The organism is Pirellulaceae bacterium (genome assembly GCA_029243025.1).
Lineage (GTDB): Bacteria > Planctomycetota > Planctomycetia > Pirellulales > Pirellulaceae.
The window spans coordinates 60,320-75,854 of sequence record JAQWSU010000033.1 but is presented as its reverse complement, the minus strand read 5'-3'; the positions used below and the strand labels follow the sequence as shown (position 1 = coordinate 75,854).

Annotated in this window: 10 protein-coding genes; 6 read left to right on the top strand and 4 right to left on the bottom strand. The window is 52.6% G+C overall.

What is annotated here, in order from left to right; all coding sequences use genetic code 11:
* Window positions 1-6 precede the first annotated feature (6 nt).
* The 3 genes from P8N76_15615 to P8N76_15605 form a co-directional block, all read right to left on the bottom strand.
* Entirely contained in the window at window positions 7-2,112 is a 2,106-nt protein-coding gene (locus P8N76_15615) for a diguanylate cyclase (GenBank protein MDG2383095.1), read from the bottom strand.
* 205 nt (window positions 2,113-2,317) lie between these two features.
* A complete protein-coding gene (locus tag P8N76_15610; protein ID MDG2383094.1) occupies window positions 2,318-3,556 on the bottom strand; it encodes a response regulator in 1,239 nt (412 codons plus the stop codon).
* A gap of 217 nt (window positions 3,557-3,773) precedes the next feature.
* Entirely contained in the window at window positions 3,774-4,868 is a 1,095-nt protein-coding gene (locus P8N76_15605) for an NAD(P)-binding domain-containing protein (GenBank protein MDG2383093.1), read from the bottom strand.
* Window positions 4,869-5,008: 140 nt separating this feature from the next.
* Here P8N76_15605 and P8N76_15600 point away from each other — a divergent pair, with 140 nt between their 5' ends.
* The 3 genes from P8N76_15600 to P8N76_15590 all read left to right on the top strand — a co-directional run bounded on the left by P8N76_15600 (window position 5,009) and on the right by P8N76_15590 (window position 7,041).
* A complete protein-coding gene (locus P8N76_15600; GenBank protein ID MDG2383092.1) occupies window positions 5,009-5,419 on the top strand; it encodes an Hsp20/alpha crystallin family protein in 411 nt (136 codons plus the stop codon).
* Window positions 5,420-5,468: 49 nt separating this feature from the next.
* Window positions 5,469-6,536: a molecular chaperone DnaJ gene (gene dnaJ, locus P8N76_15595; protein ID MDG2383091.1), complete on the top strand. Its 1,068-nt coding sequence runs from the start codon at window positions 5,469-5,471 to the stop codon at window positions 6,534-6,536.
* Between the two features lie 76 nt (window positions 6,537-6,612).
* The gene (locus P8N76_15590) at window positions 6,613-7,041 is read left to right on the top strand and encodes a TM2 domain-containing protein (protein MDG2383090.1); all 429 of its coding nucleotides are present in this window, start codon (window positions 6,613-6,615) and stop codon (window positions 7,039-7,041) included.
* Between the two features lie 199 nt (window positions 7,042-7,240).
* On the opposite strand, the gene P8N76_15585 is transcribed toward P8N76_15590, so the two are convergent.
* A complete protein-coding gene (locus tag P8N76_15585) occupies window positions 7,241-8,173 on the bottom strand; it encodes a CHAD domain-containing protein (GenBank protein ID MDG2383089.1) in 933 nt (310 codons plus the stop codon).
* Between the two features lie 576 nt (window positions 8,174-8,749).
* Between P8N76_15585 and P8N76_15580 the strand changes: the two genes are divergently transcribed.
* From P8N76_15580 to P8N76_15570, 3 genes are all read left to right on the top strand, one after another.
* On the top strand, window positions 8,750-10,225 hold the full coding sequence (locus P8N76_15580) for a deoxyribodipyrimidine photolyase (protein MDG2383088.1): 1,476 nt from the start codon (window positions 8,750-8,752) through the stop codon (window positions 10,223-10,225).
* A 423-nt stretch (window positions 10,226-10,648) separates the two neighbouring features.
* Complete coding sequence (locus tag P8N76_15575) at window positions 10,649-13,837, top strand: PSD1 and planctomycete cytochrome C domain-containing protein (protein MDG2383087.1); 3,189 nt, start codon at window positions 10,649-10,651, stop codon at window positions 13,835-13,837.
* A gap of 9 nt (window positions 13,838-13,846) precedes the next feature.
* Window positions 13,847-15,307, top strand: a complete 1,461-nt coding sequence (locus P8N76_15570) for a DUF1501 domain-containing protein (protein MDG2383086.1) — start codon at window positions 13,847-13,849, stop codon at window positions 15,305-15,307.
* Window positions 15,308-15,535: the final 228 nt, after the last annotated feature.

Below are 15,535 nucleotides of genomic sequence, written 5' to 3'. Positions count from 1 at the left end.
TAAAAATCAAAGATCAACATTGATTCCATGCTGCGTCAGCGCATCGAGTTCTACCAGCTGAACTGGCGGTCCATGCGATGTCGCGAGAGGTTGTGGATCCTGGACTGAGCGGATGCCAACCGCTGGCTTATTTCTCATTAGCTGCAAAAATGTGGCCACTAGTTCTTCGTCTAGGTTGCTTTCGTCTTTCAAAGCGGCAAGCGCTTCCTCGTCCGTTTGAATTTGGCCTAATTGACCATGCTTGATCGAGTCAAAACGGTCGGCAAGGCGGAGAATTTTGGCAGCTTGTACGATGGCGACTGTGGGTTCGGGATGGAGGGACGAACGTTCTTGCGTAAATTCTTCCAGCAGTTGATCCAATTCCTGATATCCAAACGTTACTCGCAGCAATTCAAACCCACAACGCTCATGGGCTTCGATTAACTCTTGGTCTGAGTCAGATGCACTAGCTGGCTTTCGGAGGAGGTTATTTGGTAATCGCATTCGCCCGATTCCATGCAAGAGTGCTGCGATTGCAAGCATTTGCCGGATTCTTTCATTCAAGCACGTCGCAGCCAGGACGTCGCTATAGATCGCAACGCGTTGACAATGTTCAGCCACCTCGGGTGCTCGGTTCAGCAAACTGTGAAAGAGCGAATCTGCGATTTCCCTTGCTAGAGTCAATGACAAATCATCTGGGCTGGGGAACGAAGCACTCGGTGGTTCGTTGGTTGCTTGCTCGAGTTCAGGAACGTCATTGTCCGGCATTTCATCCCAACGACAGACGCGATTGCGACCGGATCGCTTGGCTGCATACAACGCTTCGTCTGCCTGTTGAATCAACCGACTCGACGTATCCGCTCCGAAGATAGAAACCGCCACGCCAAAACTGGCGGTGACGGACAGTCCATTGATGTTTGTCGCCTCGACAGCGAGTCGAATCTTGTCGGCGACATGAATGCCTTCGTCGATTTCCTGGCCTGGCAGCGCGATGCAAAACTCTTCGCCACCATAGCGACAAAACAAATCTGATTCGCGGAGGGTATCGCGGATCACTTTAGAAACCGCTTTTAGCACCTCGTCACCTGAGGCGTGTCCGTGAGTGTCGTTGACGGATTTGAAATGATCGATGTCCATCAGGATACAGGTGAGTGACTTGCTGTAGCGTGACGATGCGGCAAAATGTGATTCAAACACTTCAAAGAATGCCCGGCGATTGAGGCAGCCTGTCAGGGGGTCTCGCGTGGCCAGGTGCAGCAGTTCCTGGTTCTGGCGACGGATTTTTTCCCGAGATGTCTCGAGCTTGTCGAGCATTTGGCTGAGCACGGCATTGCGTTGTTGAACTTCCGTAATGTCGTCGAAACTGACCAATACACCAAGACACATTCCGTGATTGTCGCTCACCGGAGCAGCGTTGACGCGGAAGGCCCGACGATGGTTGTTTTCAGACACCAAATCGACCAAAGAGCCCGTTTGGGTTTCGCCAAGCGTCATGGCCCGTTCCCAGGGGAAGTCGTCTTCGTCGCCCTCCTTTTGTGTTTTCCAGGCCAGAGTATTAATGTCTCGTCCTTGAAGGTTGTCAGAACCTTCCGAAACGGTAGTGGAAAAGGATGCGTTCGCCAATACGATTCGACCATCGCGATTCAATACCAAAAGCCCTTCGGCAAACGTATCAAGGGTCGAGCGAACACGCGGTGGTATCACCTTGGATGGATTGAGGTGTTGCAGGACACGACGCAAATACCAGAAATAGACGACGCAATTCAAACAGGTCAGGAAAAGGATCAGCTGGGTGGTCGAGGAAGCAAGGATGCCCCACAACCCGGTCTGTCGAGCAGGAAGAAAAGTAAGTTTAAGTTCTCCTCTACGGCCATTAGTCATCCGAATTGGAACGTTGATCTGTTGCCGTTCTTCCGTTGGTACGTTGGATGAACGCGTGATCGCGACGGTCGCGTGACGGTCATCCCCGGTCAGCTCCAAGGACAGGAGATCCGGGTTTCGCTGAGCAACTAATCGCAGGATCGTTTGGATCTCCGCGCGGTCCTGCTTCACAGCGGCCACCGAACAGGCCACCGCCAGCGATTCGCAGAGTGCAACGCGATTTTGTACTACCTGTTCATATCTGTCGGGCAATACCCGCACAACCCTTGCAACGACCAAGATGCAGATGCTTAGACTGACGAGAGCGATTGAGATTCGAAAGGTGGCAGAAAACCGGTGCAATGCGTGGAAGCCTAGAAAACGGGGACATTGAAATGGCAAGCGACAAAATGTTCGTCAGGGAGACAAGGGGGCAACAATGGCAGGGACTCGAACCCTTGCGCAGTGTAAAACCTGTTTACGGATCAGCGAAATCGTTTTGGACTCGTAGGATCGCTTCGGCACTGCGGAAGAAAGCGTCGAGGATCTCCGGGTCAAAATGTCGACCCCGACCTTCTTCCAGAATTGAAAAACATTTATCTTCGGAAAACGCCGGTTTGTAAGGACGTCGTGTGGACAGTGCATCATAAACGTCAGCCACCGCCGTGATCCGCCCTTCGATCGGTATTTGTTCTCCTTTTAACCCGCGGGGATAGCCAGAACCATTCCAACGCTCGTGGTGCGATTCAGCAATGATGGCCGCAAGTTTCATGATTGGCGAACTCGCAATACCAAATAAGGCCGCGCCAATCTCGGTGTGTCGTCGAATGGCTTTCCAGTCGTCGTCGATCATTGGGCGAATGATCTTTTTGCCAAACGAACAGTGGTTCTTCATTAATTCGAATTCGCTCTCTTCTAGTTTTCCTGGTTTGAGCAAAATCGAATCCGGGATTCCAATTTTCCCGACGTCGTGAAGTTGGGCTGCCTGTTCCAGCATCTCGACCCGTTCGGCGTCGAAGCCCATCTCCTGAGCAATGACAGCAACGTACCTGCCTACACGCAGTACATGGCGGCCGGTATCGTCATCGCGGAACTCGGCAGCGCGAGCCAAGCAGTGCATCACTTCCTGACGAGCGGCGTCGAGTTCGGAGGTTCGTTGCCGTACTTCACCCTCCAATCGGGATGAGTAATTCTGCAAATGATCGCGCAAAGCCTTTGCCGCTAGGGTGTTTCGTAAGCGAAGCAACAATTCACTCGGATCGACGGGCTTTGCAAGAAACTCGTTGACCCCCATCTCCAGTGCCTGAAGTTTCGATTCAGGATTGTTCGAAGCCGTGAGGATGATGACAGGTGTGTGACGAAGGTTTTCGTCATTTCGTATTTCACGAAGGATGTCGAAGCCGTTTACCCGAGGCATCATGAGGTCGAGCAAGATGACGTCTGGTTGCTCGACTCGCACGATTTCCATAGCCACCGTGGAATCTTCCGTGGTGGTGAATTGCTCATAGCCACCCTCTTGCAGGTAGAGCCTGAGCAGGTCGATGTTGATCGGCTCGTCATCAATGATGACAATTCGTGCGTCGCTCGGTGACAACCCTGGAGCATTCTCGGGACCCGTTGCTTGTTCAGCAATGGGCAAGGGAATGTCGACCAACGCGTCGATACCGATGGCGAGTGACTCTAACGGGGCGAGTTCCCCCGTTTCGATAGAGGACATCAGCTTCTTTTGTCTCGGCTGGGGAATGGATCGGTGAACGAACTAGCTGCAGCGTCAGACCGCAAAGAAAGTCTAGCTTTCAATCCTGTGCACCCGGCTCTCGACGCCGATTCTCGGCAAAATCGATGAAATGCTCCATTGGGAGAAGGGCGAGAGCGGTCAGAATCGAGATAGCTGGCGGGAAAAATGACCGATCCCCCCGTAGTCTGCGTCCGAATCAACTTTCTGACATTAATGCTTGTTCTCGAAGCTGCTGGAAGGCAAGCGCGTTGATGTGTTGCGGGTCATTCCCCGTCAGGTGACGCATAATCCTCACAACATGTGCGTGGCAGTTCTCAATAAACAATTTGAAGCGCATTTGCGTGCCGGCCGCTCCAGTCCCTGCCACATAGACGCCCGGTAAATTCGTTTCCATCGTCTTGGAATCATGCTGGGGGGCCTGGCCGCTCCCGGTGAGGGCAATTCCCGCTTCTTGATACAAGGATGAGTCCATCTGGTAGCCAATTAGCGAAAGCACGAAATCAAAAGGCGCGTTCTTGGGAGGCTGATCCGTCAACTTCAATTCCTGATCGACGTGCGACAATTGAACATGGGTGGGCGTGATACGCGAGGGAATGGTCTGCGGAAAAAAATCGATCTCCCCGTGCCGAATCAGCCACTCGATTTCGGGTTTAAGCCAGTACTTGATCGATGAATCCAGCTCCGCCCGTCGGTAGCTGAGGGAAACCTTCGCCCCAACCCGGTAGCAGCGAATGGCCGCCTCCACGGCCGAGTTGCGGCCCCCCACGATCAAGAGTCGCTGGTCAAAAAAAGGATGAGGTTCGTTGAAATATGAACTCACGTGGGGCAGGCTGAATCCCTCAACCAGATCACCGTTCGGTAGCGTCAGTGGGCGAGGATGATGCATATCCCCAATCGTGAAAATCACCCGTTTGGCACGATAGTGCCGATTGCCATCGGACCGTACGGTTTCAATTTCGTAGGGATACTTTTCTTCGGTTTTCCGAACCCGAGTCACTCGCTCGTAGCTTCGAATGGGCAACTTGAACTGTTGGACGATGCCTACTAAGTAAGCCAGATAGTCTTCTCGAGTGGCCTTTGACTGATCCACGGTTTGCAGCGGAACTCCGCAGATTGCAATCCGTTCGGGCGAACTAAAGAACCTCGCCTGCTGCGGGAACCAAGAGACCGTGTTTCCAACCTGTTTGGCTTCCAAATGGACGTATTCCAGCCCGGCATCTCGCAAGGCCACCGCCATTTCGAGACCTATCGGACCAGCGCCAATCAGAACGATTTCTGTTTCAATCATCATTGGGAGTGTACGAGCCAAGCCTGGTTACGCCAAGCCACCTCATCGACGGAAGCGACCTCGGACTTGACGCCAACTGCCGTTCTGCGGGAAAGTATCGAGTCAGCCACGAGCCGAACCCTTGCCTCCGGAAAGTCTGTCAAATGAATTTACGACCATGGAATCCTAATTCGGAATGGGAATCGCTCCAAGGCGAATTGAATCAATTATGGGAGCTTTTCCTCTCTCGACTCAGTTCACAGTCCGAGGAGGCGATTCGTTTCATTCCGCCGACTGATGTGGTTGAAACCTCTCATTCCATTCGCGTTTTCCTGTCACTGCCAGGCATGTTGGAAGAAGATATCGATTTGAGCATCGCAGACGATTCGGTGACCGTGCGAGGGGAACGTGAAACACCGTATGACCACGCCTCAGTATCCAAGCAGGTGGAAGAGCGGTACGGTTTTTTTGAACGGCAGATAAAAATGCCGACAGCTGTCGATATGACCACCTTGAAAGCCCAGTATGATTCCGGGGTATTGGTCATTAGTGTGACGAAGATTGCGCGCTCGTAATTAGCAGTCAGAGAAATCTCCTGCCCTTTTCCGAATGAAGGCGGTAACCGTGTTGAATGATAATCCGTACGAATTATTGGGCGTAGAAAAAGATGCGTCCGTAGACGAAATCAAGCGGGCCTATCGACGACTTGCGCTGAAGTATCATCCCGACAAGAATGCGGGCGATGAAAAAGCTGCCAAACAATTTCGGAAAATCTCCGAGGCCTACGAAATCCTCTCGGATGAGGGTAAACGAGCAGCCTTTGACCAAGGCGGCATGAAAGATGTCGAGACACATGGTCACGAGGGCTTCGACAATGAAGAAGATATCTATTCGCGATTCGGCGACATTTTCGGGGACCGTTTTGGTGACCGTTACTACCAACCACGAGCGACGCCGCGGCGTGGACGCGATTTGCGATTCGCGTTGACGACGCCCTTTCGAGATGCAGCTCTCGGTTCGAATCGCGACATTACCGTTCCGATCGAAAAAAGTTGTGCGGCTTGTTCGGGGTCCGGACTGCGTGAAGGCGAATCCTTGAAGACTTGCCCCAGTTGCCGTGGCACGGGGCATTCGTCACGACAAGGGCAGCGCGAAGGCGGTTTTTTTTCGGTCAGTTCGGAATGTTCCACATGCCATGGCTCCGGCCACTTGCCTGTTAACGGTTGCCCGCAGTGCAACGGAACGGGACGGGTTGCCGAACACTCGGTCATCGGCGTGAAAATCCCCGTAGGTGTTAATTCGGGGCAAGTGCTTCGACTCGCAGGGCAGGGGGAGGCAGGGTTGAATGGGGGTCCCGCTGGGGATCTCCTTGTTGAAATTGAAGTGGAGCCTGATCCGACGTTCACCCGAGAGGGGCTCAATGTTCGATCTGATGTCTCTGTTCCAGTAGGGATCGCCTTGTTGGGTGGAAAGGTTGATTTGCCCACGCTTCGCGGCACCGGCTCACTCACAATTCCTGCCGGAACCTCGTCCGATCGAGTGCTGCGAGTTCGTGGCCAAGGGATTTGGAAAAAAGAGCAAAAGGGCGACCAGTTAGCTCGGGTTGTAGTCACCGTACCCGAACAGTTGTCGAAGGAAGCGCAGGAGGCGGTGAGAACTTATCTTGCATCGGAATCCAAATCCGACAAATAATGGACACTCGAATGCCCCGCTGCTCAGCACTTCGAGGCGGGTATCGGGGGCCATTTCCACCCCAACGGCGGATTTAATGATGATGCAAACCGGTGCTAATCGAGATCAAGATACCCATTACAAAACGGTTGGCTACGCGCTTTGGATTTTTGGCTTTACTGGTTCACATCGTTTCTACTACGGGAAGCCAATCAGCGGTACGCTTTGGTTCTTTACAGGCGGACTGTTATTAATCGGCTGGCTTGTCGATTTCTTTCTGATTCCGTCGATGGACCGGCAAGCAGATTTTCGGTTTCGATCGGGCCCCTTTGATTACAGCATCGCCTGGGTGTTGCTGACCTTCTTGGGACTTTTCGGCATTCATCGCTTCTATCTCGGCAAGTGGGTGACCGGTGTGATCTATCTGTTGACTGGCGGGCTTTTTGCGGTTGGCTTTCTGTATGACATGCTGACGTTGAACGAACAAGTCAGCGAATTAAACGCGAACGCAACCATCAACCGTTAGCTCGCGACGATCGTTTTTCGAATGCATTCAGCCTGTGTGCCTGGAAACGACAATATCCAATCAGTACCGTCGTTCCGATTCGCCAGAGCGATTTCTGTAGCGGCAATGCGCGTGGAAGCTGTTCTGGGCCGACAAGTTCGGCGAACACGAAACACGGAGGCAAATCGATCCGATGAAAAAAATCACCCCTCGACAAAAGTCAAGTTGCGTTGGCTTGGGTTTCTCGTGCGACCAGCCAATATTGATTCCAGCGACGGACCAAATGACGGGGCTTCTCAGCCAGAAGGATGCGGCCCAACTCAAGGGCGTCTGACTGCAATTGAAGTTGGCGGGTTTCGACAAGGATTCGAAGTCGTGCCAAGCATTGGTTGTTCACCGCCGTCGGGCCGCCCGTTGAAAATTGCGTTGAAAACAACGTCGCCTTCAGGACCGCCAAATCGTGGTCCTCGCCCAGGAGAGTTCCGAGTTGCTCCGCGAGTTTCCCATGAGCCCCCAACAGACCGGGAGCGATGCGGGCTAACAAGTCAGCGTGGTATCCGTGGTATTTCACCCTTTTCCGCCATTCGTGTAGCCTTTCCGTTTCCGGCTGTTTCCGAACCTGTCGCATTGCCTTGCACGCGCGGCGATAGGTTTTCTCGAGCCCCGGGGCGACTGCGTTAAAGTCGTTCGAGTCAATTTTCCAATCTTGGACAGACCCTATTGCGTGTTCTAATTGGGAAGTAGTCGTTTCCGTTAACCGAACCAATCTCGCTTTGTTTTCAGTGCATTCATCCCGACGATCGATCAGAAAACTCCGAATTGGGGCAAACTCATCGCGGTCAATCGTCGCTGCAAAGTGGTCGATCGTACGATCAAAACATTCCAACAAGGCTTGTGTATCACGCAGGGAAGATAGGTTACGGGAAAGTTCCCGATAGAAGGCGTTATCGCGCCCAAATGTGTCAGCCAACGACGGACGCACAAGTCGGATGAGGGCTCGCTGTTTTTTGCAACGTTTGCGGATCCGATGCACCACTTCGTGCCGGTCAAGGGCCGGGTCATTTGCATCGTGAATTGCGAGGCTGATCTGTGCTCGAGCGACCCGCTTCACCGCGGCATCGACTGACTCGTTTATCTCAAAACCATATTCCATTCATGGATCTCACTGAATTTTAAGCAGCAATTCATCTGCTCGTGTTTATGGGGTAGGGGGCGCTCCGTTTGTCTGAGAATATCCTAGATTTCCACAGGGGCAGCATCTTGAACCCACTTCAATCAACCAACTCTCAAAAAACCTTATCGGCAATGTATTGGCCGTGGGATCAACGTCAAGGCATAGCCCGATTGAGAAACAAATTGTCTGGTTCTGTCAGCTACTGTTGCCGATCTCCAAGTTCGATCCAAGCCTTGTACTCCTGTAACTCGACCGATTCACGGACTCTGACTGCTATTTTCAGCGGCCCAGCAGCAAGAGACAACTCTTGAGCAACCGGGGAGATGTGTAGGCGGGGGACACTGCCTGGTTTAGAGGACTGAGTGGCTATTGACCGCCTTCCGTTGGACGAGGGCTTGATTATTGGCTGTAGGCGAGCAACAGTGCATCTGTTTTAGATTACTTTCGGCAAGAACGGTGTGACTGAGGCAAAGATCCGCGGGTCGTCGAATTGAGGTTTACCGCCTACACTCGAGCTTAGACAGATCTTTCTCCTCAACCTGACTGCAAGCAATCATGGTCAAAACCTCCCCAGTCCCCCCTGGCAGAATTCGTGTGATTAATGATGTGCCTGTGCGGCCAACGGGCGATTTTGTGCTCTACTGGATGACGGCCATTCGGCGGAGTCAGTGGAATTTTTGCTTGCAGCGAGCGGTCGAGTTGGCAGAGGAATGTGAAAAACCACTGCTCGTCTTTGAGGCCCTCAGAAGCGGTTATTCGTGGGCAAGCGACCGCCTGCATCATTTTGTCATTCAGGGGATGGCGGACAACCAGAGGAGATTGAAGAAGCATGGAATTGCTTATTTTCCGTATTTGGAATCGGAACCTGGGGATGGGACAGGCTTGCTGAAATATTTAGCCGAACGAGCCTGTGCTGTGGTGGGCGACGATTTCCCATGTTTTTTCCTTCCGGCGATGACTCGGGTCGCCGCAAATCAAATTGGCGGGCGATTTGAGCTGGTCGACAGCAACGGAATTCTTCCACTTCGGGCCGCTGATCAGGTGTTCGTGCGCGCTCATTATTTCCGACGCTTTCTTCAAAAGAACCTCAGACCGCATTTGAGGCAGTTTCCGCAGCGAAATCCTCTCGCGGGAAAAAAATTGCCGCAACTCAATCAACTTCCACCCCTGATCGGGAAACGTTGGCCTGTTGCTGACGTGGCCCGTCGGGCCGTTGAACCCGCCAGCCTCGCCGACTTCCCAATCGATCACTGCGTAACGCCCGGGTCAGTCGCTGGTGGTAGCGAAGCGGCTCAAGCACGTTTGCGGCGATTTTTGAAGCAATCTGTGGATGAGTATGAAGAAGAGAGAAACCATCCGGATAGTGATGGAGGCAGTGGTCTATCGCCATACTTACACTTTGGACACATTTCACCCCACCAAATATTTCACGAGCTGATGAAGCGCGACGAATGGTCGATTGAGGATCTTGCTGAGAAGGCGAACGGCAGTCGCGAGGGTTGGTGGAATGCGTCGCCCGCAACGGAAGCTTTTCTAGACGAATTGATCACTTGGCGAGAAGTTGGTTACAACATGTGCTGGCAGCGTCGAGACTACGACCGTTACGAATCGTTGCCGGATTGGGCACAAACAACATTGAGGGATCACGAGCGGGATCCGCGTGAGTATCTCTACGAGTTAGAAGACTTTGAACATTCACGCACGCACGATGAACTCTGGAATGCGGCCCAACGGCAACTCGTTTGCGAAGGGCGAATGCACAACTACTTGCGGATGTTGTGGGGGAAAAAAATCCTTCATTGGACACCCGATGCGCGTACGGCTTTGCAGATCATGATTGAGCTCAACAACAAATACGCGTTGGACGGCCGGAATCCGAATTCCTACAGCGGTATTTTTTGGGTGTTGGGCCGTTACGATCGAGCTTGGGGGCCGGAGCGAAAAATATTCGGGAAGATTCGCTACATGGCTTCAGAAAACACCGCCAAAAAGCTGCGGCTCAAACAGTACCTTGCTCGCTATGGCGATTGATTCGACAACTCCAGCAAAGTTGCACTTCCGATCGAACTCGATACGCATGGCAAGTGAACCGGGCCGTGTGTCCTTGCCGAAGACTCGTCGGGGAGCATTCGGCCGGATCGGACCGGTTGTACGCGAAAATCGGATCAAAAGCCGGGTGCATCAGAGAATTGACCCGTACCTGTTGCCCTGTTCTGAAAAACGCTTCGTCGTTGAGCAGCAGGTTGAAGCCCACCGCCGATTTCTCGTGAAGGGGTCGACTCTCCGGCGTAGAATGAGTGTTTTCATTCATTTTTTTGAAGCGTTAGCTGCCGAAAACGGCCAGAATCTTTGAAATTCGCCCTCCGTTGGCGAACTGAAGGATAACGAACTAGAATGTGGTTCTCGCACTTGTAAATCCAGCTGGACTCCCACCCGATTGAGATGTGTTTCCCAATGACCACTTTTGCTGATCGAACTGTTGCACTCGCGTTGCGGTTTATCGCCTCCTCCCTGTCATACGGCCCCCTTCTCCTGTCCGTTGGAGTCACTTCCGTAATCATCGGTGACGGTACGCCCTCAAGGGCTGACGAAAAGATCGTGTTCAGCCGTGATGTGTTACCCGTGTTGTCGGATAAATGCTTCCAATGTCATGGACCCGATGAGGCAAATCGAGAGGCGGGTTTGCGATTGGATGAGGAGTTGGGAGCTTTCGCCGAACTCGATTCTGGCGAGCGAGCGATCGTACCGAACAATCGTGAAACGAGTGCATTAATCCAACGCATCACGACGGATGATGAAGAGCTGCGGATGCCTCCACCCGAATCTGGTAAATCGCTCACCGCGAAAGAAATTAAAACCTTATCGAATTGGGTCGACCAAGGCGCAGCATGGTCCAAGCATTGGGCATTTCAGCCACCTGTCAGGTCGTTAATTCCCAAGGCGAACTACGATGCGTTGGAGTCACTCAGTGCGTGGAAACCGCTTGGCCCGATTGATCACTTCATTCACGCAAGCCTGCGTAGGGCTGGATTAGTCCCCGAAGAGGTTGCTGATAAGGAAACGTTGATTCGTCGAGTCACCCTGGATCTGACGGGTCTACCGCCAACAATCCAGGATGTTGATAACTTTCTTAACGACAAATCTCCTAACGCCTATGAACGGGTCGTCGACCGGCTCCTTGAGTCGGCCCGATATGGCGAGCACATGGGACGCATTTGGCTCGATGCAGCGCGATTCGCAGACACGCATGGATTGCACTTAGATAATGAACGATCAATTTGGCCCTACCGTGATTGGGTGATTGAAGCATTCAATAATAACATGCCCTTTGATCAGTTTACGATCGAACAACTGGCAGGTGATTTGTTACCGACCCCATCATTATCCCAGCGAGTTGCAACCGGTTTCAATCGTTGTAACGTTACCACGAGCGAAGGTGGATCGATCGATGATGAATATTACGTCCGTTACGCCGTGGACCGAGTTGAAACCACTTCAACGGTTTGGCTGGGCCTAACCGCTGGTTGTGCTGCATGCCACGATCACAAGTTTGACCCGTTGACGCAACGTGAATTCTATCAAATGTTTTCCTACTTTTTCAGCCTGACTGAGAAAGCGATGGACGGCAATGCGTTGCTACCGCCGCCAAGCGTGAAAGTGCCGAGCTTATTGCAGTCGCGCCGAAAGACTGTGCTTAAGGAACAACTTGACGCAGTGAATCAACAGTTGGAAGGCTTGCATCAGGCGGTGAATTACAACGACTCGATGATCGATGCAACTCTCCGTTCGCTCACCGAAGTGGAAGTCACTTGGTTTGACGACAAGTTGCCAGAGGGAGCTGAGGCCGGAGGAGATGGAGAGAAGCCTTGGCAGTTTGTATCGTCCGCGGAACACCCTGTTTTGCGTGGTGAAAAGTCGACTGTAAGGACTGCAGATGGACTAAGCCAGCAATTTTTCACAAAGGCGGCAAAGCCTCTGCAGATTGGGGGATACGACCGATTGTTCGCCTACGTCTATCTTGATGCTGAAAATCCACCCGAGACGGTGCAGTTGCAGTTCAACGATGGCTCTTGGGATCATCGAGCTTACTGGGGGGCAGATAAGGGACACAACGCAGGCAAGAAAGGGCCGAGTAATTACCGAGCAGGTGATTTGCCTGAGGTCGGTAAATGGGTTCGCTTGGAAGTGCCGGCCGGCGCGGTGGGGCTTGGGGATGGAGCGGAGCTAAATGGTTGGTCTTTTGCCCAGTTCAAGGGAACGGTTCACTGGGACCAAGCGGGTGTCGTAGCCGTTTCCCCGCCGTCCGAAGAATTACTCGAATCGCAAATCGTGTGGGAACAGTTTCGGCAACGCACAAAATATCCATCGCTACCTGACGCCATTCAAAAGATTTTGGAGGTCAAGTCGGATGAACGAGATGCGAATCAGCAAAAACAACTACGGCAATATTTTTTATCCGAGATTAATCCAAAGACGCGAATTCCATTTCAAGAGCCGCATCAACAGAGGCAGAATCTGACACAGGAACTGTCTGAACTGGAAAAGGCCATTCCGGCCACCCTCGTGATGGAGGAGCGGAAGGAACCGCGGCAGGCACATGTACTCGAACGAGGTGAATACACGCTCAAGCGAGATGAGGTTGACTCACGACTACCTGAGTGGATGGCGCCGATCGACGCTAGTTGGCCCGCCAATCGGCTTGGATTGTCCCAATGGCTAGTCAGTTCCGAGCATCCGTTGACGGCCCGAGTCACGGTAAATCGTTTTTGGCAGCAGTTTTTCGGGATCGGTTTAGTCAAGACTTCCGAGGATTTTGGGGTCCAGGGCGAACAACCGTCTCATCCCGAGTTGCTGGATTGGCTGGCAATTGATTTCATCGAATCCCAGTGGAATGTGAAACGCTTTGTGAAACAAATTGTAATGTCGGGCACCTATCGCCAGTCGTCGCATGTTACCGCAAAAAATCTCAGTCAAGATCCAGACAACCGGTTGCTTGCCCGAGGTCCACGTTTCCGCCTCGATGCGGAAGTCATTCGTGACCAGGCTCTGGCAATTAGCGGTCTGTTGGTAGATACGATTGGTGGAAAAAGCGTGCGACCGTATCAGCCCGCTGGCTTGTGGAAGCCGGTCGGATTCGGTGGAAGTAACACATCGGTCTTTAAACAAGATGCAGGCTCAAACCTCTATCGTCGCAGTATGTACACGTTTTGGAAACGTACGTCGCCCCCACCTTCTATGACCACCTTTGACGCTCCGGATCGCGAAACCTGCCAAGTTCGTCGAGCTCGAACCAATACGCCACTTCAGGCTTTGGTGCTCATGAACGACGTGCAATTTGTTGAAGCAGCACGCAAGCTTGCCGAGCGCGTCGTCACCGAAGGTGGGCTTAGTGACGAAGATCGAATTGTGTTTGCTTTTCGCGCCGTAACATCTCGCCGTCCGAACGTGACGGAGAAAGCATCGTTACTGCGTCTACTTGCGGAATACCAACGGGAATTCTCCGCGGATTCGGAGGCAGCGAAGCGTTTGATTAGCGTCGGCGAGTCGAGCCCGAACGAATCCCTTGATGCTGTGGAAATCAGTGCGTGGACGATGATTACCCACTTGCTGATGAACCTAAACGAATCTGTCACCAAAGCCTAGGATGACTCAATGAACCCTTTGCGTGAATCAGCGCTTGTTGAGACCAGACGGCATTTTTTCGGTCGAACTGCCACCGGGATTGGTACGGCGGCCCTCGCTTCGCTTGTGAATCCGAGCCTGTTTGCCAATACATCGTCGCCAAATGCTGCAGCCGGATTGGCCGATGTTCCGCATTTTGCACCTCGCGCGAAACGAGTTATCTATTTATTCATGTCCGGTGCGCCATCCCAACTTGATATGTGGGATTACAAGCCGAAAATGAATGAATGGTTCGACAAAGATCTACCAGATTCGGTGCGCAACGGACAGCGAATCACTACGATGACCTCGGGCCAAAAGCGATTTCCCATTGCGCCCTCGAGCTTCAAGTTCCAACAATACGGTGAGCAGGGAACGTGGATTAGTGAGTTGTTGCCGCATACAGCTGGGATGATCGATGAGCTGGCGGTGATTAAGACCGTCAATACCGAAGCGATCAATCACGACCCGGCCATTACTTACATTCAAACCGGTAGCCAACTGCCGGGCCGCCCGTCGACTGGAGCGTGGCTTTCCTACGGCCTCGGCAGCATGAATGAGAATTTGCCCGCTTTTGTGGTCTTGCATTCGACAGTTAATGGTGGCTTCGGTGGCCAAGCCCTCTACGCGCGATTGTGGGGCGCCGGCTTTCTATCAACCCGGTATCAAGGGATTAGCTTGCGATCAAATGGCGATCCCGTGCTCTACCTCTCCAACCCCGATGGGATGAGCCCGGCGATGCGAAGGCGAATGCTGGATCAGTTGGCCAAATTGAATCAGGAACGCTACAACGAAGTAGGCGATCCTGAAATTCAATCGCGTATTGCTCAATATGAAATGGCCTACCGCATGCAGACGTCGGTTCCCGAACTGACGGACATATCAGATGAATCTCAGCATGTTCTGGACATGTACGGGCCTGAAGTCACAAAGCCAGGTACCTTCGCCGCTAACTGTCTCTTAGCCAGGAGACTTGCCGAGCGAAACGTGCGTTTCACCCAAGTCTTTATTCGCCAATGGGATCAACACGGCAACCTCCCCAAAGACATTCGACGCCAATGTGGCATTATCGACCAGCCATGTGCCGCACTACTGCAAGACTTGAAACAGCGCGGGATGCTCGACGATACCCTGGTCATCTGGGGCGGGGAATTTGGCAGGACAATCTATTGTCAGGGCAATCTTTCGAAAACTAACTACGGTCGGGATCACCATCCTCGCTGCTACACCAAGTGGATGGCAGGTGGGGGAATCCGACCTGGAATCGTCTACGGGGAAACGGACGATTTCAGCTATAACGTAATTGATAAACCAGTTCACATACATGATCTGAACGCAACCATCCTCAATCGCTTGGGGATCGATCATGAACGGCTTACCTATCGCCATCAAGGGCGTGATTTCCGTCTCACCGATGTGCATGGAAACGTTATCAGCGATTTGCTGGCTTGATCACGGTCATCTAAATGACACGGAAGCTGCCTCGCATCGAAACTCCGTTTCGTCGCTGGATACGCGTTCATGGTAGAATGAATAGGCCGCCTGACACGTTTGGACTGGACGGCGACTTTGCCACTCAGGCGACAACCTCCCATCAACTCGAACAACCGAACCTGATCAGATCTGCCGTATGGATTGTTGGCATCTCCATGGTTTCAACGTTCGAATAACGAGGAACGT